Genomic DNA, 21,577 nt, shown 5'->3' with positions numbered 1-21,577 from the left:
TCTCCTCTCTTCGTCAGGTGCCCGTCGGGCGGCGGTCCGCCGCTTGCTGCTCCGCTGTTCCGGCTTCGGCCAGCTTCTTGAGCAACTGCCGCAATTCTTTGTAGGACTTCAATTGATACCGTGCGCCGGTTGAGCCTTTGCCTACCTTGATGGAATACGCTCCTTCCGGCAGGGCCGCGAACAAATCCTCGTCGGTCAGGTCGTCTCCCGCGCCGAGAATGAAGTCGTACTCTTCGTCCCGGGTCATGAGCTGCACGCCGCTGCCCTTGTTGACCCGGCTGTCCTTGACCTCCAGCACCTTGTTGCCCTCCAGGACGCCGATGCTCATCGACCGGGTGAGGGACAGGAGCGCCTCGCGCAGCTCGTCCTTCTTCATCGCCACCATGTCGGGCTCGCATTGCCGGTAATGCCAGGCGAGCGAGTATTCCTTCTCTTCGATGAGGGAGCCCGGCATGCGGTCCGTGTACATCTCGAGGATGTGGCGCACCGGCTCCATCCATTCCTTGTCTACCTTGATGGCGCTCTGCCAGTCGCCGCCCGGCTTGCGCAGCCAGAGCCCATGCGAGGCGACGATCGGCAGGTCCAGCTCGCCCAGCCACTGCTCGATCACCGGGCGGTCGCGCCCGGTCACGATGACGACGGTGTTGCGGGGATCGTCCCGGAGAGCGGTCAGGAGCTTTTTCAGCTCCGCGTCCGGCTTGGCGAGTCCGGGGACGGATTTCAAGCCGACCAGCGTCCCGTCGTAGTCCAGCAGCAGAAGCCGCTTGCCCGCCTGCCGGTAGGCCGTCTGGATCGCCGGAAAGTCCGAAGCGTTCGCGAGCGGCTTCGACGGGGTCGGCTCCGATTCCGCGTTCTGCAGCGTCTGAATGAACTCTTCCGCCCAGAACTTGACGTTATAGCGAGACAACCGGCGGTGAATCTGCCGGTTGCGTTCGATCTTCTCGTGATCCGGCATGTCGAGGGCTGTTTTGAGCCCGGCCGCGATGGCCCCGTGGTCGTTGGCGTTGACGATGACCGCTTCGCCCAGCTCGCTCGCCGCGCCCGCCGTCTCGCTCAGCACGAGCATGCCTTTGCAGTCGCTGCGGGACGCTAGGTATTCCTTGGCCACCAGGTTCATGCCGTCGCGAAGCGGGGTGACGAGCAGCACGTCGCTGTGCCGGTAAAAGGCGATCAAATCTTCCTGGCTGAACGACCGGAAGAAGAACCAGATGGGCATCCAGTTGACCGTTCCGAATTCGCCGTTCACCTGGCTCACCAGCACCTCGATTTGCTTTTTCAGCCTATCGTAGGTCTCGACCTCGACCCGCGAAGGGGCCACGATCAGATTCAGGCGGACCTTCTCCCGGTATTCGGGATAGGCGGCGAGGAACCGCCGAAAGGCCTTGATCCGGTCGGGAATGCCCTTGGTGTAATCGAGCCGGTCGATGGAGAGGATGTTCTGAAGATGGCCCGTGTTGGCGATAAAGTCGGCCAGCTCCGCAGAGAGCCCGTCCGCGGAGGGGCTTTTGGCGAAGAAATCGTAATCGATTCCCATGGGAAACGCGTCCACGCGGACGGTGTGCGTCTCGCAGTTCACCCGGTACAAGTTGTGCTCGATGCCCAGGATGCGGCTGACGCTGCTCATGAAGTGGCGGACGTAGTCGTAGGTATGGAAGCCGATGAGGTTCGCTCCCAAGAGACCCTGCAGAATTTCCTCCCGCCAGATCAAGAGCCGGAAGATCTCGAAGGACGGGAAGGGGATATGCAGGAAGAATCCGATCTTCGCTTCGGGGAAGCGGTCGCGGATGATCTTGGGCAGCAGCATCAGCTGATAGTCGTGAATCCAGATGGTGTCGCCGGGCTCGATCACCGGCTCCAGCGCGTCGAAGAACGCATGGTTGACCCGCTTATAAGCCTCCCAGGTCTCGGAGCTGTATTCGGTATGGTTGGTGAAGTAGTGGAACAGCGGCCAGATTGTCTCGTTGCTGAACCCGTGATAATACTGGTCGATGTCCGCCTTGGTGAGAAAAATGGGCAGGCAGTTGTAGGTATCGCGCAACTCCTGCTCGACCGTTCCGGCCTCGCCTTCTCCCAGCTCTTCCGAGGAAATGCCCGGCCAGCCGGCCCACACGCTGCCTCCTTGCTCATGGTAGCTCTTGAGCCCGGTGGCGAGCCCTCCGATGCTCTTCTGATACTCGAGCTCCGAGCCGGCTTTCTTGACCGTTACCGGCAGGCGGTTGGAAACAAAAATGAGTTTGCTCACGGGAATCTCCTTTCCTTACCGTATTTGGGAACACAAAAAGAACCATGGAACTTGGGGCCATGGTCCCGCTTGTTTGTATTTACCCAATTTGGGCCCGGTGAAGCAGCGCCGTCCCCGGTCGGAGGCCACTGAAAACGACAGCGCTTCGCAGACGGATCGTCCTTCCAATCGCTGTTGCCCCCGAATTTCTTAGATTTCGTTAGCGGTCCAAATCCGGGGGCAAAGGCGACCGCTGCCGCTTTTCCAGGACGATTCCGTCCCCTTCGCTTCGTTTATCCGTTGCCTTTCCCGCTTCAGACGCCGATATCCCGCCTGCGGTAGCCCCGGAACGCCGCCAGCGTGAGCAGGAGGATCAGCACGGCGGCCAGTGCGAGCGGCCAGACCGAAAGTCCGCCGCCGCTCAGCACCCGGTGGGCATCCACGTATTGAAACGGCGTCAGCGCCCTCAGCGCGCCGATCCGGCCGCTCAAATCGACCAGCAGGGACAGCAGGAAGGTCGCGAGCATCGCGCCTGACGATAAGGACACCGCCCGTTTCGGCCGGCGGCCGACTGCGGCGAAGCAGGCTCCCGCCGCCAGGAAGACGAACTGAACGAGCAGCATGCCGAGCATGAGCAGCGCGATCCGCCCGCCGAGCGCCTCCTCCTTGGCATACAGCGCCATGCCGAGCGCGGAGCTGAGCCAGGAGGCGAGCGTGAAGAGAAGCGTCTGCGCGGCCCCGGCCGCCAGCTTGCCGGCCATGACGGCTTCCCGGCTGACCGGCTTCGCCAAGAGGAACTCCGACGTCCTATCCCTCTCCTCCTTGGCGACGAGCGCCGCGCCGAGCAGGCTCGCATGCACCGCCCCCATCAGCAGCACATAGAAGAACATCGCCCCGTAGTACCCGCTTCCCGTGGACAGGTCAAAGCCGTTGGTGCCGAAGATCACCTGGAGCGACTTTGGCATTTTGTCCAGCAGCTCGCTCGTGGCCTGACCGCCGCCCTTCAACATTTGGAATTTGTTCATGCCGGCGATCATCAGGAAGAACACGCCGACGCACCAGAGAATGAGCCCCTTGCGGGAGGCCCTCATTTCCCGCCAAAAAATCGTCATCGCTAGCCGCCCCTTTCCGAATTTCAATCGCCTTGCGGCTCGGCTATACCGCATGAATGTCCTTCCGCCGGTAGAGAAGGTATGCGCCTGCCGTAAGCAGCAGGACGAGCGCCGCCGTAAGCAGCGCGAATTCGCTCTCGTAGCTGCCGTGCCCAAGGATATACGACCGGTCGTAATACCGGAAGGGCGACAGGTATCGGCCCGCCCGTTCGCCGACAATGGAATCGACCATGCCGATCACAAAGAACCCGAGCACCAGCCCGAGCGACAGCGTCAGCACGCTGCGGATTCGGGGCAGCGCCGCGGCGAGGATGAAGCCGAGCGCGAAGAAAACCAATTGAATCAGCGGCAAAGTAAGCGTGAGCAGCGCATAGGTGCCATAGTCGATGCGGTCGGCGACGGACGCGGCCATGGCGAGCGCTGCCGCCTGGTAACCGAGGTTGGTGACGAGGAGAGCGAGTAGCGCCGCGCCGAGCTTGGCCGTGACCACGCGACTCCGCGTCACCGGCTTCGTCAGGAGGAAATCCGCCGTCTTCTCGCGGGTTTCCCGGGACAAAAGGCCGAGGCCGAGGTTCATCGCCTGGATCGCTCCCGCGAGGCTCACGTAGAGCAGGACGAACGCATAATAGCCGGTCAGCGTGGTCATGGTATCCACGGTTACGCCGAGCGCCTTGCGAACCGCTTCGGGATACGAGTCGAGCATGCGGCTGAAATCGGCCGCGTCCCGGGAGAAGCCGGGGAAGAGTGCGAGCAGCAGCACGGCCGTGGCGGCAAGGGACAAGGTCCAAGTCAGCGTGGACCGGCCGAGCGACCGCCATTCCTGGCGAAGCATATTCATGCCCGCACCTCCTCCGCGGAATCCTTCTGGTAATAATGGAGGAAGATTTCCTCCAGATCGGGTTCTTCGATGTACAAGCTGATCAGCTTCATGGCGGCGAGCTTGGCCGTAAGCGCCGCCAGGTCGCCGCGGAACAGGAAGCGGATCTCGCCGCCCTGCCGCTCTTCGCGGCTCGCGCCGGGCATCGCGAAATAATCGGCGGGAACGGGAACCGCCGACTCCAGCCGGACGCGCTTGTTCGCATTTGCCATGAGCGAACGGATCTGCTCCAGCCGGATGAGCTTGCCCTCCCTCAGGATCGCCACCCGGTCGCACAGCCGCTGCACCTCGCTTAAGATGTGCGAGGAGAAGAAGATCGTCGTCCCCTTCGCCCGCTCCTCCTCCAGCAGCTCGAAGAACCGCTGCTGCATGAGCGGATCAAGGCCGCTCGTCGGCTCGTCGAGGATCACCAGCTTCGGCTCGTGCAGGAGCCCCTGAACGATGCCGACCTTCTTCTTGTTGCCGAAGGACAGGTCGTCGATCCGCCGCGACAGGTCGAGCTCCATCCGCTCGGCCAGTTCCTTCATCCGCTTCGTGCAATCCTTCTTGTAGAAGCTGGCGGAATAGGCGAGCAGGTCCTTCACCCGCATGTTGTCGTAGTAGAACACCTCGGACGGCAGGTAGCCGATCTCCCGCTTGATCGCCGCCGATTCGCGGATGCAGTCCTTGCCGAATATCGACGCGCTTCCCCGGGTCGGGTAGATCAGCGCGAGCAGCGTCCGGATGGTCGTCGACTTGCCGGCCCCGTTCGGACCGATGAAGCCGAAGGTCTCTCCCTCCTCCACCGAGAAGGTGACATCCTCGATTCCCCGCGCGCTTCCATAGGTCTTGGTGAGCCCGTTCAATTCCATGATCTTCATCGCCGGCATCTCCCTTATGGCTTGGTATAAAACGCCTGCCTCAGCAGGTCCAGATACGTCTCCGCTTCCGCCGCCATCTCCTCGTAACGGGGTTCCCCGGCTTCCGTCGGCTTGTAGTTCTCCAGCAGATAATCGCCCAGCTTCTCCACGGACCAGACAATCACCTGCAGCGTCTTTCCGGTATCGAGCTCGGGGCGAAACGGCGACAGGTCGAGCCCTTTGAACAGCAAGGGCTCCCGGTCGGCGTACAGGCGCTTGATCCGCTCCTCCATCTCCGGCTTCACCTCGCCCGCCATCTCCAGATAGGCGGTCTCCATGAAGCGGAACAGCTCCGGATGCCGCTTCCAGACGACCAGCTTGGTCTGCATCGCGAGCCGCATCCGCTGAAACAGATCGGGTTCGCTCCAAGCCGGAGCCCGGGCGAACTCCTCCATCACCAGAGCGGCCCCGTAATCGAAGAGATAGAGGAACAGCTGCTTCTTGTTGGCAAAATAGTGAAACAGCAGCCCCTTGGAGATCCCCGCCTCCTTGACGATGGCGTTGGTGGACGCCCGCCCGAACCCGTTCGCGGCGAATTCCTTCATCGCCGCGTTGATGATACGGTCCTGCTTTTCCCGTTCCAGCGCGTGAAATTTCTCAAACATCACATTCCGCCTTTCATTGACCACGGTGGTCAATACGATTGTAGGAGAAGGCGTCCTCCCCGGTCAATTGGCCGCTGCCCGGTTAACGGGCGTTATCGCCGGTTTTGAGCCCTGGGGACGGATTTCGCCGCATGCGGCCGCCTCGCTCCGGGCTGTTTGCTCCTTCCGCTCGGGCGGGCGGAGGATTGCGCGGTGGGAGTAGTTGGCGCAGGGAGCGGTTGCGAGCCCGGTGGCGCAGGAGGCGGTTGCAGTGTCCGGTGGCGCAGGGGATTATGCTGCCCAGGTGAGGCACTTACCGCAATACCGCCTGGCTCCCTGTCGGTTGAACCAGCATCTGTCCAGCGCCCGATACTCCCGCCCGCTTGCCTTGCATGCCACTCGCCGGTTCATGCTACAATAAGGGAAAGAAAGGGAGATGATCTTGCCGCATGAAACAGGAACTGATTGAACGCTTGATCCGCTATGCCAAAGTAGAGACCCAATCCGCCTACGAAGGCGAGACTTGTCCTTCCACGCCGGGACAGCTTGACCTCGGCCGCCTCTTGGTCGAAGAGCTGAAGGAGCTGGGGCTGTCCGACGCCGCGATGGACGCGAACGGCTATGTCATGGCCACCCTTCCCGCCAACACGGACAAGCCGGTGCCGGTGATCGGCTTTCTCGCCCATGTGGACACCGCCACCGATTTCACCGGAACCGGCGTGAATCCGCAGGTGGTGGACTCGTATGACGGCGGGGACCTCGTCCTGAACGCCGGACTGAACGTGGTCCTCTCGCCGAAGGAATTCCCCGAGCTGGCCGGCTACAAAGGGCACACCCTCATCACCACCGACGGCACCACGCTGCTCGGCGCAGACGACAAGGCCGGAATCGCCAATATCATGACCGCCCTGCACCACCTGACCCGCCACCCCGAGATCAAGCACGGAGCGGTTCGGGTCGCTTTTACCCCGGACGAGGAGATCGGGCGCGGTCCGCACAAATTCGACGTCGCCGCCTTCGGCGCCAAGTTCGCCTACACCGTGGACGGCGGACCGCTCGGCGAGCTGGAGTACGAGAGCTTCAACGCCGCCTCCGCCAGCATTGCGATCAAGGGCAAGAGCGTCCATCCCGGCACCGCCAAGAACAAGATGGTCAACTCGCTCAAGATCGCGATGGAGCTGAACGCCAAGCTGCCGGTGAACGAAGCACCCGAGCATACGGAAGGCTATGAAGGCTTCTATCACCTCAACCAGCTTCAAGGCGACGTCGAGGACACCAAGCTGCGCATCTTCATCCGCGACTTTGACCGCACGAGCTTCGAGGCCCGCAAAGCGAACGTTCAGCGCATCGTCGCCGAGCTGAACGCCGTCTACGGCGAAGGGACGGTCAACCTCAAGCTGGAGGACCAATACTACAACATGCGCGAGAAGATCGAGCAGGTCATCGAAGTGGTCGACATCGCCAAAGAAGCGATGAAGGGACTCGGCATCGAGCCGGTGATCAAGCCGATCCGCGGCGGCACCGACGGCTCGCAGCTCTCCTACATGGGCCTGCCGACGCCGAACCTGTTCACCGGCGGCGAGAACTACCACGGCAAGTACGAGTACGCCTCCGTCGACGTCATGGAGCAATCGGCCAAGACGATCGTCGAGATCATCCGGCTGTATGCGGAGAAGGCTTAACGCTTAACGCTTCACGTTTAACGCTTCACGCCAAACAGCCCCTTTCGCCTCTCCGTCATTCGTGGAGCCGGGCGAAGAGGGCTGTTTTTTTATGGACTTACCGCCGAACCGTTCAAATCTGCCTACCTATGCTCATACTTGTATTTCAGCCACTCGTCGATCTCCGCCTTATTGAATCGAATGGCTCCTCCAAAGAGCTTGATGTAAGGAATAAGAACGTATTTGTCGTGGATGCCGGGACCGAATTGCTTCTCGAGTTCCCCATCCGCATTTAACTGATTCTGAATCTCTTGGGGAGAGACTTGCAGGTACTCGGCCAAGTCCTCGATCGTCATAACGGTGCGTCCCGTATAGGAACCGGAGGGTTCCTGGGAATCGGTCAACGAAACAGGACGGTTGGACGCTGGGGCATTTCCGTGACGTTCAATCGCTCCTTTCAAAAGATAGGCGGAACCGACGAACGAAGCGCAAATCAACAAACAGCAGAGCAGCACGGTCGCATGGATTTTTTGCAAAAAGAACCCTCCCACCAAATTCGGCTACAAACTAGTTGAATTATATCCATATAAATCCAAGATGGGAACCCTTATTCGGGAACACTCGACTGCTTGAACCTATTGACTATTTCCCTTAATCCGTGATAATAATGGTAATCTTTACTGGGAAATCTTCTTCGCCAATTCAAGCCAACGAATCTACCAACGGACGGGGTGGCTCCTATGCTTCAAGCGCTTGATCGGAACATCGGTACGGACTCCTTGATGTGGCTGTTCCTCGCCTTCTTCATCCTCCACGATTTCGAAGAGATCCTGGCCATCGAGCCGTGGATGAAGCGGCACGCCCAGGAGATTGCCGGGCGGGTGCCGCAGCCGCTTCGGCCGGTATTTGCCCGCATGAGCGGTCTCAAGAGCTACCAATTCGCCGTCGCGGTGCTGTTCGAGTTCCTGGTGTTCATCCCCGTCACCTATGCCGCCGTGGAGAAGGGTTGGATGGCCGCTTTCCTCGGCATCAACATCCTCATGTTCCTGCATGTCTTCACCCACCTGGGGCAGAGCTTGCTGCTGCGCCGCTATACGATCGGCGTCATCACGGCCGTCCTGCTCGCCCTTCCCTACTCTCTGTATCTGTTCTATCGGCTGACCTCGGAGCACCTGGTCACTTGGCATCAGCTTTACGCCAGCCTGCCTTACGCCCTGATTCCCCTGCCGCTCGTCCTTCTCGGACAGGTCGCCGGGAAGAGGTGGCTCCCCTGATCCGCCTGAATCCCGGTATCGACATAGGCGGCTCCCCCCCCTCGCGAGGAGCAAAAAAGGCGGCAGTCCGGAAGCTCCGGGCTGTCGCCTTTTGAATGGGTTAGGGTCAAGAATGTCCACCGGGTGATAACCGCCGGTCAGAATTCATCCGGCACGTACTCGATGTTGGACCGGGCGTAGATGGTGAGCTCCTCCGTCTCCGCATTGTAGCGGACCGCATTTTCCCGAATATAGAACCAATGCTTCTCGGTAGGCTGGTCGCGGTATTCATAGAACCGGAACACGTTCAGCTCGTCCTTCCAGCGGAGAATGTTCTCCAGAGCCTCGGCGGGCGGCTTTCGGATCACGAACAGCCAGCCGTCGCCCTCCGGCACCACCTCGTAGTACACGGGCGTCTGGCTGCTGTCGAGGAAGGTTCGTCCTCCCACCGCGTGCTTGATCAGCAGCTTTTCCTGCTCGGGCACGCCCTCTTCCTGCATCGCATGTTCGTTCGGCTCGCTCATTGCACGGTCTCCTCTCCGGGTAGGTCGATCAGCATCACATAGCTGTCGGTGCGGCTTGCCAGCGTGAGCTCCGGGGTATGGCTGATTCGGGCGGCATCTCCCCGCTCCAGTTCCACTCCGTTCGCCTTCAGTTCTCCGTCGATGACGAACAGGTAGATCAAGCGGCCGGGCTCCTGACGGAAGACGAGCTCGCGGCCCGCCCGAGGGCGTCCGAGGCAGAGCGTCAGGTCTTGATGGATGGATACTTGGCCCGGCCCGCCCTCGCGGGAGACGACGGGCACCAACCGGTCCGTCAGCTCCTCCTCGCGGAACCCGCAGGTTTCAAAGGACGGCTCCCGTCCCCGCTCGTCGGGCATGAACCAGAGCTGGAGGATTCGCATCGGTTCGGAGGCCGACGCGTTGTATTCGGCATGGACCACGCCGCTGCCCGCGGTCATCCGCTGAATGCCGCCCGCCTTCGTCTCCACGGTATGACCGAGGCTGTCCTGATGGCGGATCGCCCCCGCAAGAACGACGGATACGATCTCCATGTCGCAGTGGGGATGCGGACCGAAGCCCTCGCCGCCCGCGACGGTATCGTCATTCATCACCCGCATCACGCCGAAGCTCGTGTTGTGGGGATCGAAGTAATCGCCGAAGGAGAAGCTGGCATGGCTTTTCAGCCAGCCCCGGTCGACGAAATGCCGGGAATCGGACGGATACACATGAATCATGGTTCTCCCTCCCTCTGTCTGCTTCCTCCCCCAGTGTACCACTGCCGCCCTACGGGTTCAAAATCCCCGGACGAATCCTTGGCCTAATCGGTTTTCGCCCTATCCCCGATGCAGAGTGGGGCGTTATGATGCAGGTAGAGTATGAGGACTGCGGAGGGATTGGGATGGACGTGTTTCGCATCGCCGACCGTTTGATCGCTTATGTAAAGGAGCGGTATCCGGACGACATCGCGCTGGTTGCTTATTACGGTTCCTATGTGTCGGGCAAGCAGACCGCCCGGTCGGATTTGGACCTGTTCTTTATCCCCGCGACCCCTCGCGGCTATGAAGCGGCGCGCACCTTCCTGATCGACGGGCTGTCGTTCGATTTTTGGCCGATGGGGTGGGACCGGGCGGAGCGGATCGCCGCGTTTGAAGAGCCGCTGGCTTCGGTTCTGGCCGATTGCAGGGTGCTGTATGCGCACTCCGACGCGGACCGCAGCCGCCTGGACCGGCTTCGGCAGACCATCGCGGAGGGGCTGGCGCCGGAACGCAAGGGAGATCTGCTGAAGAAGGACCTTCGGGAGCTCGAGCGCTGTTATCCTCCGCTCCACCGCCTCGGCCGCTCCCCGGCATGCTCTCTGTCTTCTGCGAGGCGGGAGGTTTATTCACTCGTCACCTCGCTCTTGTACAGTCTGTCGCTGGCCAACCGGACGTATTATCGCCGCGGCTGGGGTCAAAACATGAACGAGGTGGAGGCGCTCCGCTTGCAGCCCCAGAATCTGGCGGACCGAATCCGGCAGTTGGTGACCGAGCGGAACTTAGATCGGTTGGAGTCGGCCTGTGCCGGGCTGGTGGAGGAGACCCGCCTCCTTCTGCTCAAGGAGAGAAGACCTTCTTCCCCGAGCCGTCTGTTTGCGGATGTGTTCGCCGGGTTTTATGAGGAGTGGAAGGGACTGATCAACAAGGCGCTCACCGCTTGCGAGCGCGGAGATTCAGCCACGGCCTTCTTCGCCGTCCTGAGCGCGGACGACGAGCTTCGCCGCCACCTGCTGCTGGCGGAGGAGGGAATCTGGCCGACGGCCCTGCACGAGCTGACGGCGGCGGAACCGGACGGGGACAGCGCGGACCTCGTCGATCGCTTCGGACAGGACGACCTGGGCGTCATTCACGCCGCGATCCGGGAATGGGACCGGCGGGTGAGGCACCAGCTGCAAGCCCGCGGGGTTCAGATTCGGGACTATTCCACCGTAGAGGAGTTTGCGTCCAGCCTGTCTTAGGACCATTAGACCGAACCGGAAGGGCGATGCCGACTCGCAAGCGAACGCCCGGTGCAATAAGCGTTTCTGCCGAAAATCGGGTATCATGAAAGGTGAACGCCAATTCGCGGAAGGCTATCCTCCCGCACCAGGAGGTCACTGTTCATGTACCCATCCGTCATCCAATCGGCCGACGGCCGTTACCATGCCCCCTTCTCCGTGCTGGATCTTGCGCCCATCGTCAAGGGGAGCAACGCTTCCATCGCGCTCGCCCGGTCGCTCGAGCTGGCGCGCAAAGCGGAGGAGCTCGGCTACCTCCGCTTCTGGCTGGCCGAGCACCACAACATGGCCGGGGTTGCCAGCTCGGCGACCGCCGTCGTCATCGGCCACATCGCCGCCGGTACGCGCACGATCCGCGTCGGCTCCGGCGGCATCATGCTGCCCAACCACGCGCCGCTCATGGTCGCTGAGCAGTTCGGCACGCTCGAGTCGCTCTTCCCCGGCCGTATCGACCTCGGCCTCGGCCGGGCGCCCGGCTCCGATCAGCCCGCCGCCCGGGCGATCCGCCGCGGCCTGACCAGCTCGGGCCAGGACTTCCCCGAGCTGCTCGCCGAGCTGCGCACGTACCTCGACGGCACGAGCGCCGGCGTGCAGGCGGTGCCGGGCCGCGGGCTCGCCATCCCCATCTGGCTGCTCGGCTCGAGCGGCTTCAGCGCCGAGCTGGCCGGCCGGCTCGGACTGCCGTTCGCCTTCGCCAGCCATTTCTCGCCGGAGTACCTGCTTCCGGCGCTGGAGCTGTACCGGTCGAGCTTCCGGCCCTCGGCCGTGCTCGACAAGCCGCATGCGATGGTGGCGATCAACGTCTTCGCCGCCGACACGGACGAGGAGGCGCGGAAGCTCGCCACCTCGCAGCAGATCCAGTTCCTCCGCCTGATCCGCGGCGGAGGCGGTCCGCTTGAGCCGCCCGTCGATACCATGGACGGGCTCTGGCCAAGCGAGCAGGAGCGGACCCTCGTCGAGGGCCAGCTGCGCTTTGCCGCCATCGGCTCGAAGGAGACGGTCCGCGCCAAGCTGCGCGAGTTCCAGGAGCTGACTCGGGCCGACGAATGGATCGCCGCCGGCCAGATTTACGATCATGCCGCGCGTCTGCGCTCCTACGAGCTCTTGGCCGAGGTCGTGCGCGAGGGCTATTGATCGGACGGAGTCGCCCGATATGCCGCTTTAACGCAGGCGCATCTTCGCGGCACCGTCTTGCCGACTCGCGGTCGTCTGGAATATAATGGTTATAGGATTGGACAATCCTTTTGCCATGACGGAGTAAAGTAAGCGGAAGACGCCCTGACAGGGACGGCCAGCCACCGATTGAGAGCTGGCCGAAGCGAGCGATCCGCCGAAGTTCCCTCCCGAGCTGACCTCTGAACGGCTGCCAACAGGAGCCCGGTAGGAAGGTCCGGCGGCACGCCGTTACCCGTGCGGAAGCGAGAGGCTTGGAAGCAAGCCGTCTAACAAGGCTGGTACCGCGGTGTTGAAGCCGTCCCTTGGTGGACGGCTTTTTTGGGTTCCATCCGGTATTATTCGATCAGAGCATCGCCATTACACGAAGGAGGGGTTGGCATGGAAAACCTGGAGACGCTCCGGGAACGGCTGGACGAGGTCAATTCGCGGCTGCTCGGCCTGCTGAACGAGCGCGCTTCGCTCGTCCGGGACATCGGCAAGATCAAAGAAGAGATGGGGGTGCCGAAGTTTGACCCGATCCGCGAGCGGGAGATGCTCGACGGCCTGGTTCGGCAGAACCGGGGTCCCTTCGAGGATGCCGCCATCCAGCACCTCTTCAAGGAAATTTTCAAGGCCTCCGTCGGCTTGCAGGAGAAGGAGCACAAGAAGCATCTGCTCGTGAGCCGCAAGAGCCAGCAGGAGAACACCGTCGTCACCGTCAAGGGCGTTGCCATCGGCGGCCCGTCCCAGGTGATGATCGCCGGGCCCTGCTCCGTGGAATCCTACGAGCAGGTGCGCACCGTCGCCGCCGCCCTGAAGGCGGCGGGCGTCCGCATCATGCGCGGCGGGGCTTACAAGCCGCGCACCTCGCCCTATGACTTTCAGGGGCTGGGCGAAGAAGGCCTGCGCCTCCTTAAGGAAGCGGCCGACGAGTTCGGCCTGATCACGATCAGCGAGATCGTCAACCCGGCGCATCTGGAGATGGCTGCGAAGTACATCGACATCGTCCAGATCGGTGCCCGCAACATGCAGAACTTCGAGCTGCTGAAGGCGGCGGGCGAAGCGCGGATTCCCGTCGTGCTGAAGCGCGGCCTCTCCGCCACCATGGAGGAATTCGTGTTCGCCGCCGAGTACATCTATTCCGGCGGCAACGGCCAAATCATCCTCATCGAGCGCGGCATCCGCACCTACGAGAAGTGGACGCGCAACACGCTCGATATCTCGGCGGTGCCGATCCTGAAGCAGGAGACTCACCTGCCCGTGCTGGTCGACGTCAGCCACTCCACCGGGCGCAAGGACATTCTCGTCCCCTGCGCCAAAGCCGCTCTCGCCGCCGGCGCCGACGGCATCATGGTGGAGGTGCACCCCGATCCGCCCACCGCCCTGTCCGACGCCGATCAGCAGTTGACGATCGAGCAGTTCAACGCCTTCTACCGCCAGGTCGCGGAATCCGGGCTGCTGAAGCCGGCCGAGTGATGCCGGGGAACGGGCGGATCTGCCGGAAACGTCCGGCTTAAATCGGTGCAACCGGGCCGCAGCCGGCCGAGTGATGCCGGACAGACCGGCGATAGCCGCCGGATCGTTAGCGCCGGACAGCCGGCCGATCCCTGCCAAAAAACGCCTTTCCCGCCCGCACCAAGCGGAGGAAAAGGCGTTTTTGCTTAGATAGAGGATTCCGCTGCCTGCATAGCAGCCTCGGCGGGCCATGCCGAGAAGATGGCCTTCCGGGATAGGGCCGCGAAGCAGGATGCCGGCTTACCCTCGTCTTTCCATTGCGGCCCCGGATGCCGTTCTACACGTCGTATTCCAGTTGCCGCTGTGCCTGGGCGACGAAGTCGATGGCCGATTCGACCTTGCTTTTGTCATAGGCGACCGCACCGATCTTCAAGTTCAGCTGTACCTTGTACTTGTCTGCAAAATCCTGCGTATTGAACTGCGTCAGGCTCGAGCGGATGCGCTCCATGACGACCTTGGCCCCCTCGCGGTCGGTGAACAGGAGCAGGCCCCAGGTGACGTTCTCCCGATCGAGCAGGTAGAGCGTATCGTTCGTGCGAATGCTGGCCTGGCTGATCTTGGAGATGTCGAGAATCGCATCCGAGAGCTGATCGGCGCGGATGAACCGGCGCATCTCGTTCCAGTATTTTACCCGGATGACGACCAGCGTCAGCGGAATGCCGTAGCGCTCCGAGATTCCCGCGAAGACGCTGAGGTCCTTCTGAAACGCCAAGGTCGTTTTCAAGTCCGTGCTTTCGTCGAGGGTGGCCAGCCGTTCCTTTTGCTCCTTCAGGTCGTCGTTCTCCTCCTGCAGCTGCCGGCTCTCCCAGGTGAACAGCCAGACCGCGAGCGTGAGCAGCGGCGCCAGCAGCATCCAGTAGTAGCTGCCGGTTCCGATCGCCTCGCCCCCCGTCACCGAGCGGTAGAGGATATAGCCGCCGTACGCGAAAATGAACGCCACGTTGAGCACGAGTCCCGCCGTCACGTTGGTAAAATACGTGATGACGGCGAGCAGGAAGGCGATGTTCAGGAAGAACAGGTTCTCCATGTAGCGGTTCGGGTCTCCCGCCACATACAGGATCGTCACGTAACAGAGCACCAGGAAGAAGAGAAAGGCGACGTCCGACCAAAGGCTGCTGCGTCTTCTTCTCATGCTATCTCCTCCTCTTCTTGCCGTGCTTGCGGATGAGCAGCAGGAGCGCAACGAGCACCAGCGCCAGGACGGTTACGGCGGCCAGGGTGAAGGTCAACGCGTCGGGCCGGTTCAGGATCTCCCGAACGACGGAGGTCTGCTCGCTTCCGGTCTCCTGCTTGAAGCGAAACGCCTGAACGGTGCCGTCCTTGTCGGTCAGCACCCCGTCCCCCCAGATCCGCCAGCGCATCCGGTCGCTGCCGAGCAGCTCGGCCGCGAGAACGTAGCCCTCCGGACGGGGGCCCGTTACCGCCAGCATCCCCTTGCCCGCCCCGAAGGGCGAGTCGATCAGCTGCAGCGTGCCGACGGTTTCGCCGTAGCCCGCTTCGATGCTCAGCTTCTCGTTCGGCTCGATGCGCTTGCCGTCGGCGCCGAATTTGAAATACAGTTTGTCGTTCGCGCTGCGGATGAGCGGGTTGTCGGCATAGGTGCCGATGGCGATCAGGTTGCGGTCCGCCAGCTCCTTCTCGCCCGCATCGGGGCCGAATACCCGGATTTCTCCGGCATTGCCCTGCGAATAGCGCCCGAGCAGGTGAAACAGCTCGGATACAGCCGCGTAGACCGTGGCGGTCCGTTCTGCGGGAAGCACCACGCCGACTTGGTTGAAAAGGCCGTCCCGCAGGAACGGATAGGGGTAGCTGTTGAACAGCAGCTCGGTGTTCTCGCGGGTGTTCAACTGCAATACCGAATCCGGGCTGACGTAAGCCCAGGGCATCTGCTGCTGGCCCTTGATGCAGGAGGAGCCCTTCAGCTCCAGGTCAAACGCGATGGTAAAGCTTAAACTGCCGGATGCCGTCAGGTTCTTCGGAATCGCGAAGGTGGCGGTATCGCCGTTCGCGAGCGCGGCGGTCAGCTTCTTGCTGCCGATCGGCGTGCCGCCTGCGAGCACCGTTACCATCGATCGGTCAAAATCAAGGTTCGCCGCATAGCGGAAATCGAGCCGCAGCTTGCCGGAATCGGCCAAGGCTCGCCCGGCGGGCAGCGGAATGGAATACGCCAGCTCCTGGTGACGGCTGCCCGTCACCTTGTCTCCCTGCGAAGTGAGGGCCGTGAGCCGGATATTCGCGACCGCCGGCGTCTCTACCCGCGTGTCCGCCTGGATAGTTACGGACGCACCTTGCGATTCCTGCATGAGCTGAGGATTGGCGAGGAAGCGTCCGGCCTTCACCAGGAGCTCGGGGCTCTTCGAGGTCGCGACGAGCACCGAGGCCGATCCGCTCTGCACGACTTGCAGGCGGGCCGCCCGGTCGAGGCCGTCCGCGCTGATGCGGGACTGCCATTCCGTCGGAAGCTTGTCGTAGAGCGCGAGGAACACGGCGCTGTCGGCCGAAGCTTCCTTGCCCGCCGTATACGGCTGCAGGGGGATCGCCTTGTCGGCGCGGGTGTCCGCCCGCGAGAAGCCGGCCACCGCGTGCAGCGCCGCTTCCCACTCCTCCGCGCCTGCCGCGGAAGGAAGGAAGACGAGGCTGCGCCCGTTCTCCAGCTTGTCGAAGCCGGTGAGCCGCTCGTAAAAGTCCCGGATCGAGCCGTCCGGCTTCGCTTCGCGGTAGGCGATCTTGAGGCTCGAGGTCGGATAGAGGTGAATCCACTCGGCCGGGCTCGCCTCTTCATCCAGGCAGATCTCCTCGTTCGTCTCCGTCCGCAGCGATCCCTCCAGGCGGAGCAGGTTGTCGCCTGCGATCAGCAGCTCCTTGGGAACGGACACGGTAAGCCGCTGCTTGCCGGAGACCCCGGCCTTCGGCCGCATGGAATAGAACGGATGGCCGTTGACGGAGACCGTCAGGGTAGCGGTGCCGGGCAGCGCCAGTGGAGTGAACCGGTAATCGAGCGCCAGCGTGACGGCGTCCGTGCGCCAATAGGCCGGCAGGTTAAAATAATCCTGCCGGATGGTCAGCGGACCCGTGAGGGAGACATCCGCGCGAAGAAAGCGGACGTCCTGCACCTGCAACGGGCCGGCCGGATCGGCGACGCCGGTCGTCGACCCCGGCGTCATGGTCTTCTGGACCGCGGCGCCGGAGCCGGCGCTTCCCGTCGGCGATACGGACGGGGTGGCCGAAGGCGACGCGGACGGTCCGTCCGATTTCCCCGGCTGAGCGCTGGCGGACGGGGACGTTCCCGCGGCGGCGGCCTGCAGCCCGCCCATTCCCGCCGCGGCAGGACAAACGATTGCGGCGACCAAGAGGATGGTGAACAGTTTGCGGATTCTGCGGATCATGATGCACCCCTTTTTTTATCAAGTACCGATGAAGGACAGGCCCTAAGGGCTTTACCCCGAACGTCCCGACGGGCCGGCGGCTTTAGAAGCGCTCGGTCTTGTACCATTTGGTCTCGCGCTTGAACAGCGCATCCTTGGCATACTGGAACAGGCCGTTCGCTGCTACCACCATCCAGAGCTGACAGTACGAGATGTACATCAGCACGATCAGCCAGGCGTTGGAGAGCGTGAGCTCGCCTTTCTCGGTGGTGACCGTCACGAAGGTGCCGACCACGAACAGCAGGATGGCCAGAATCCAGAGGAAGGTGCTGAGACCGGCAATGGACGTATGCACCAGCCCGAGCGCATGCAGCACGAGCAGCGTGTCCGAGGTGACGAGCGCGGTAACGAGCAGGAAATAGATCGAGACGTAGTACAGAATATCGAAGCTGATCCGCCGCGCCGACCATTTGAACAGCAGCGGCAGGTTTTTGATGATGACATAAATGTTGCCCTTGACCCAGCGCGTCCGCTGCTTGAACCAGACCCGCAGGGTCTGCGGTTCCTGCTCCCAGGTAACGGAATGCGGCTGGAATTTGATCCGGTAGCCCATCAAGTAGATGCGGAAGCTGATCTCGGTGTCCTCGGCGATGGCTTTGGTATCCCAACCGCCGATCTTCTCGATGATCGAGCGGCGGAGGACAAAGTTCGTCCCCGGGATGGTGCACAGGCGGAACAATTGCCAGCGGCCCGCCTGAGCCATCCACTGATACGACAGCGTCTCAATGTTGATGAAGCGCGTCAGCCAGCTCGCGTCGCGGTTGCGGGTGCGGAACTTGCCGATCACCGCGCCGAGCGACGGGTCGTGGACGATCTCCGCCACCAGATGGCGCAGGGCCGGCTTCTCCGGCGTATTGTCCGCGTCGTAGATGGCGATCAGTTCGCCCCGGCTCTGGGCGAAGCCGAGGTTGAGCGCATTGGACTTGCCTTTGCCGCCGGTGACGGCGTCGGTGTTCAGCACGATCAACTGCCGGTGCGGATGGCGCGCCTGCAAATCGGCGAGCAGCCGGGCGCTGTTGTCCGAGGAGTTGTCGTTGACGACGATGATCTCGTACCGGTCTTGAGGGTAGTCCAGCGTCAGCAGCGCCTCGACCGTCTGCCCGATCACCTTCTCCTCGTTGTGCGCGGGCACCAGCACGGAGACGAACGGTACCTCCGGCCCAAGCTGCGGCGGACGTTCCCGCTCGCAGCGGATGTAGTACAAGTATCCGGCAATAATAAGTGCCACATTCACCAGCAGGAGCGACCAGATGCTGACGACGGCGATGACCATAAGCAGGTCGGCTGCTTCCATCGGGTTTCCCTCATTTCAGGAATTTCTTCTTGTTGAGCCGCCGGCCTACGGCGATAAACAGGGCGAACACGACGAGCGCGGCCGAGATGATGTACAAGAAAAACCGGTTCTGCGCGCGGAACAGCTTGGCGAAGCTGACGGGATCGCGCCGGGTGTATTCGAACCCGCCGCTTACCGTCTTGGGCACGTAATCGGTGCTGAGCGTCCTGCCGTCGATCACGAGCCGCCCGCCCTCCGAGGCGGAGGTATGCTTCGCAGTCCGCACCGTATGGGCGGCATCCTTGTAATCGGCGAAGGACAGCCAGGAGGAACGGAGCTTGTCCAGCAGCGAATTCATGTCCTCCTCCGTCTCCGGCAGGTCATAGACTAGCGCGAGGTCCGTCGGCGGCGCAGCGGGGGCTTGCTCTTCGAGCGGGTACTCCCCGGGAAGAAAGGCATACGGGCTGGAGGCAAACCGGGCGGACCGGGCCATCCGGTCCTGGTAAAGCGGGTTCTCGTCCGGCAGCAGCACGGCGGAATCGAAGAACCCGAGCCCGTCCGCCGAATACACACCGTCGAAGCTCCAATACGCCTCCGAGACGATGCCGAGCGGAGCTAGACCGCTGTCGATCAGAACCTCGAGAAAGCCGTTCATCTTGGCGCGCAGGCTTGCATCCGAACGGGTAGCCGCCAGCTTGACGACCGGCGTCTGCACGAGCAGGGAGGCTCCGTCGGATTGAGCCTGCTTGAGCGCCTCCAGGTAACGCAGCATTGCCGGGTAATCGGTATTGCTGAACACGGGACGGGTGGCGAGGGCAAACGGAAGGCCCGCCTCCTGCAAACGGCCCGAGAAGGCCCTCAGCAGATCGAGGTCCGAGAACGGATAGACCTCCTTGAAGACGAGGTAGACCTTCCCGCTCGGCTGTTTCCCGAGCCAAGCACCAAGAGCCTCGCCCAGCGGGAGCACCCCTTCCGTCCCCGCAGGCGGAGCGTCGATCCGGCTGCCGCCTGCCGCCCACTCGTCCAGCGGGTCGGCGGCCCTATTGTCCCGTTCGGCATAAGCGCTCCCGGTCTCGAGGAAGCGGTCGCCGCGGTAATCGGTCAACTCGGCGAGCAGCCCGGCCGGGAGGGCCAGATCGGGCCGGTTGCGGAGCACGACGAGGCGCGGATGCTGCGCAAGCGTTCCCGGCTCGTAGCGGTCGAAGCCGACGGCCTCCACCGATTGCCCGAAGCTCGCCAACAGCCGCTCCAGCCTCGGCAGGCTGCCTTCGTCGGCCGTGCCTTTGGCGAGACTGTCGTAGAGCACGAGCACGGAATCGCCGGGCGTCCCCGCCTCGGCGGCAAACGCCCGGGCCGCCGGAGTAAGGCCGGCCAAGAGCAGGACCACGCAGAGCCCCAGCCTCACCGCCGAACGGACCTGCCAAATCGACTGCCTCTTCATCTCGCCTCCTCCCCCTTCCGGACGGGGCTTCCCGCAGGAGCCGGAGCAGGAGTAGGCGCAGGTGCAGGAGTCGGAGCAGGCGCGATAGGCGCCCCCGGCCGGACCGCTGTGCCCGGCTGCAGCAGGCGGCGGGCGATCGCGTCCGCCAACGTAATGAACGTTACCAGGTCGAAGGACAGCGTGAAGAGGAACTCGTGCTTGGCCAGATCGGCGTCGCCCGCGCCGATGATCGAGACCACGATGCCGGAGAGGCCGGTCAGGATGAGCGCCGCCATCAGCACCAGCTTTTGCACCCCGCGCATGTCCCGCTTTTTCCAAGCGGAGACGAAGCCGGGCAGATGCAGGCCGACGATCAACGCCGCCCACAGCCCGATAAAGCCGAAGGTTTTCGGCGTTCCTTGCTTTTTCAGCAGGCTGTACACGGTAAAGAAGCGCGTCTGCGCCCCGAAGGGCTTGCCCGCCGACAGCTCGTAGTTGCCCATCGCCGCCGGGCGGATGGTAAACGCCTGCTTGGCCGCCACGTTGAGAATCTGGCCCAGCTTGTCGGGGTGGGTCAGGTAGTAGCCGAGCACGGAGCCGAAGCCGTAGCGGCTGTAAAAGTCCTGTTCCAACAGCGGCGAGTCCACGTCGACGGTCGAATACTGCTCATAGTAGATGCTGTCCTTCAGGATGGCGTACTGCTTGTCGATACCGAAGGCGTCCAGCGTTTTCTCCGGTTCCGAGGAATTCAGCAGCACCCCGCGGGTCATGGCGTGGTACTGGTTGATGTGCACGAACTGCTGGGGAATGAGCACGTACGTCCCCACCCCCGCCAGCAGCATGGCTCCGAGAGCCGCCAGCGTCAGCTGCCGGAAGGGCCGAGGCCGATCCCGGCGCAGGAACAGGAGCGAGAGGCCGAACAGCCCGAGCAGGACGCCGACCGGGGCATTCTGCTGCTTGGAGGTGGTGAGTAGAAGCGAGGCCGCCGCGAACAAACCGAGCATGGCGTAATCGTTGAACCTGCCCCGGCAGAGCAGCAGCCAGGAAGCGGCCGCCGTCAGCAGCGAGAGCAGCACGACGCTCTCCCCGAAGAAGGATTGAAAATAGGCCGTATACGCGGTATCGGCAAAAATGAACACGGCGAGCGCTGCGATGATCAGCGCCCGGGTCCGCTCGACCTTCCAGGTCAGCCCTTCCACCAGCAGATAGACCGCGCCCGAATACAGCACCGTAAAGAGGCCGGCCTGAAAACGCAGGTCGAACACCGTCCGGCTGTAGATCCATTGGTTCAAGGCCAGAGCGGCTCGAATGAACAGCGACTGCGAGGTGAAGATCATCTGGCTGTTCTCGTTGTAATAGTGAAAGATGCCGTACGTCCGGACAAAATAGCCGAAATAGCGGCTGTCGTAATCGGGCAGATGAAAGTACAGCCCGCTCGGATACAGGATGCGGAAATAATCGCCGTTATCCGCCATGCCGATGTAAGGAGGTACGAACAGCGCCCAGCCCGTGATGAGAAAGACACCGATTGCGGCCAGCCAGGCGGGCGGCACCGCCCGCAGGAGGCGGACGGGTATGGACCGAATCCGCGACCGCTTCCTCCGCTCCGCCGCTTCCAGTTTGTCGCTCATCGCCGAAAGGTCCCTC

Annotated in this window: 18 protein-coding genes; 5 read left to right on the top strand and 13 right to left on the bottom strand. The window is 62.6% G+C overall.

What is annotated here, in order from left to right; translation table 11 throughout:
• Window positions 1-13 precede the first annotated feature (13 nt).
• The 5 genes from ACSEXS_RS13880 to ACSEXS_RS13860 form a co-directional block, all read right to left on the bottom strand.
• Window positions 14-2,242 (bottom strand): bifunctional alpha,alpha-trehalose-phosphate synthase (UDP-forming)/trehalose-phosphatase, encoded by a 2,229-nt coding sequence (locus ACSEXS_RS13880; RefSeq protein ID WP_438433830.1) that lies wholly within the window; start codon window positions 2,240-2,242, stop codon window positions 14-16.
• A gap of 293 nt (window positions 2,243-2,535) precedes the next feature.
• A complete protein-coding gene (locus ACSEXS_RS13875; protein ID WP_438433829.1) occupies window positions 2,536-3,333 on the bottom strand; it encodes an ABC transporter permease subunit in 798 nt (265 codons plus the stop codon).
• 43 nt (window positions 3,334-3,376) lie between these two features.
• Window positions 3,377-4,171 carry an ABC transporter permease subunit gene (locus ACSEXS_RS13870; protein ID WP_438433828.1) on the bottom strand — a complete coding sequence of 265 codons (795 nt, stop codon included), beginning with the start codon at window positions 4,169-4,171 and terminating at the stop codon, window positions 3,377-3,379.
• Entirely contained in the window at window positions 4,168-5,070 is a 903-nt protein-coding gene (locus tag ACSEXS_RS13865) for an ABC transporter ATP-binding protein (protein ID WP_438433827.1), read from the bottom strand. The genes ACSEXS_RS13870 and ACSEXS_RS13865 overlap by 4 nt, the downstream gene beginning before the upstream one ends.
• 14 nt (window positions 5,071-5,084) lie before the next feature.
• The gene (locus ACSEXS_RS13860) at window positions 5,085-5,714 is read right to left on the bottom strand and encodes a TetR/AcrR family transcriptional regulator (RefSeq protein WP_438433826.1); all 630 of its coding nucleotides are present in this window, start codon (window positions 5,712-5,714) and stop codon (window positions 5,085-5,087) included.
• Window positions 5,715-6,142: 428 nt separating this feature from the next.
• On the opposite strand from ACSEXS_RS13860, the gene pepT reads away from it, so the two are divergent.
• Window positions 6,143-7,375, top strand: a complete 1,233-nt coding sequence (gene pepT, locus ACSEXS_RS13855) for a peptidase T (protein ID WP_438433825.1) — start codon at window positions 6,143-6,145, stop codon at window positions 7,373-7,375.
• Window positions 7,376-7,497: 122 nt separating this feature from the next.
• Here pepT and ACSEXS_RS13850 read toward each other — a convergent pair whose 3' ends face one another.
• Complete coding sequence (locus ACSEXS_RS13850; protein WP_438433824.1) at window positions 7,498-7,890, bottom strand: helix-turn-helix domain-containing protein; 393 nt, start codon at window positions 7,888-7,890, stop codon at window positions 7,498-7,500.
• Window positions 7,891-8,094: 204 nt separating this feature from the next.
• Between ACSEXS_RS13850 and ACSEXS_RS13845 the strand changes: the two genes are divergently transcribed.
• Window positions 8,095-8,628, top strand: coding sequence for an HXXEE domain-containing protein (locus ACSEXS_RS13845; RefSeq protein WP_438433823.1), 534 nt, complete (start codon window positions 8,095-8,097; stop codon window positions 8,626-8,628).
• A gap of 137 nt (window positions 8,629-8,765) precedes the next feature.
• On the opposite strand, the gene ACSEXS_RS13840 is transcribed toward ACSEXS_RS13845, so the two are convergent.
• Both ACSEXS_RS13840 and ACSEXS_RS13835 read right to left on the bottom strand, forming a co-directional pair.
• The gene (locus ACSEXS_RS13840) at window positions 8,766-9,131 is read right to left on the bottom strand and encodes a hypothetical protein (protein WP_438433822.1); all 366 of its coding nucleotides are present in this window, start codon (window positions 9,129-9,131) and stop codon (window positions 8,766-8,768) included.
• The gene (locus ACSEXS_RS13835) at window positions 9,128-9,844 is read right to left on the bottom strand and encodes a pirin family protein (RefSeq protein WP_438433821.1); all 717 of its coding nucleotides are present in this window, start codon (window positions 9,842-9,844) and stop codon (window positions 9,128-9,130) included. The genes ACSEXS_RS13840 and ACSEXS_RS13835 overlap by 4 nt, the downstream gene beginning before the upstream one ends.
• 164 nt (window positions 9,845-10,008) lie before the next feature.
• Between ACSEXS_RS13835 and ACSEXS_RS13830 the strand changes: the two genes are divergently transcribed.
• The 3 genes from ACSEXS_RS13830 (at window position 10,009) to ACSEXS_RS13820 (ending at window position 13,773) form a co-directional block, all read left to right on the top strand.
• Window positions 10,009-11,103 (top strand): nucleotidyltransferase domain-containing protein, encoded by a 1,095-nt coding sequence (locus ACSEXS_RS13830; protein ID WP_438433820.1) that lies wholly within the window; start codon window positions 10,009-10,011, stop codon window positions 11,101-11,103.
• Between the two features lie 144 nt (window positions 11,104-11,247).
• Entirely contained in the window at window positions 11,248-12,276 is a 1,029-nt protein-coding gene (locus ACSEXS_RS13825; protein WP_438433819.1) for an LLM class flavin-dependent oxidoreductase, read from the top strand.
• A gap of 420 nt (window positions 12,277-12,696) precedes the next feature.
• The gene (locus ACSEXS_RS13820) at window positions 12,697-13,773 is read left to right on the top strand and encodes a bifunctional 3-deoxy-7-phosphoheptulonate synthase/chorismate mutase (RefSeq protein WP_438433818.1); all 1,077 of its coding nucleotides are present in this window, start codon (window positions 12,697-12,699) and stop codon (window positions 13,771-13,773) included.
• 316 nt (window positions 13,774-14,089) lie between these two features.
• Here the strand turns inward: ACSEXS_RS13820 and ACSEXS_RS13815 are convergent, their stop codons facing one another.
• The 5 genes from ACSEXS_RS13815 to wsfD all read right to left on the bottom strand — a co-directional run bounded on the left by ACSEXS_RS13815 (window position 14,090) and on the right by wsfD (window position 21,561).
• Window positions 14,090-14,944, bottom strand: a complete 855-nt coding sequence (locus ACSEXS_RS13815) for a diguanylate cyclase domain-containing protein (RefSeq protein WP_438433817.1) — start codon at window positions 14,942-14,944, stop codon at window positions 14,090-14,092.
• 1 nt (window position 14,945) lies between these two features.
• The gene (locus tag ACSEXS_RS13810; RefSeq protein ID WP_438433816.1) at window positions 14,946-17,198 is read right to left on the bottom strand and encodes a cellulose biosynthesis cyclic di-GMP-binding regulatory protein BcsB; all 2,253 of its coding nucleotides are present in this window, start codon (window positions 17,196-17,198) and stop codon (window positions 14,946-14,948) included.
• Between the two features lie 82 nt (window positions 17,199-17,280).
• The gene (locus ACSEXS_RS13805; RefSeq protein ID WP_438433815.1) at window positions 17,281-18,531 is read right to left on the bottom strand and encodes a glycosyltransferase family 2 protein; all 1,251 of its coding nucleotides are present in this window, start codon (window positions 18,529-18,531) and stop codon (window positions 17,281-17,283) included.
• Window positions 18,532-18,541: 10 nt separating this feature from the next.
• Window positions 18,542-19,951, bottom strand: coding sequence for a hypothetical protein (locus tag ACSEXS_RS13800; protein ID WP_438433814.1), 1,410 nt, complete (start codon window positions 19,949-19,951; stop codon window positions 18,542-18,544).
• On the bottom strand, window positions 19,948-21,561 hold the full coding sequence (gene wsfD / locus ACSEXS_RS13795; RefSeq protein ID WP_438433813.1) for a glycan biosynthesis hexose transferase WsfD: 1,614 nt from the start codon (window positions 21,559-21,561) through the stop codon (window positions 19,948-19,950). The genes ACSEXS_RS13800 and wsfD overlap by 4 nt, the downstream gene beginning before the upstream one ends.
• Window positions 21,562-21,577: the final 16 nt, after the last annotated feature.

Origin of the sequence: Gorillibacterium terrae (assembly GCF_051594785.1) — a bacterium.
Lineage (GTDB): Bacteria > Bacillota > Bacilli > Paenibacillales > NBRC-103111 > Gorillibacterium.
The sequence above is the reverse complement of the archived record's forward strand: the minus strand, read 5'-3'. Positions and strand labels throughout refer to the sequence as shown.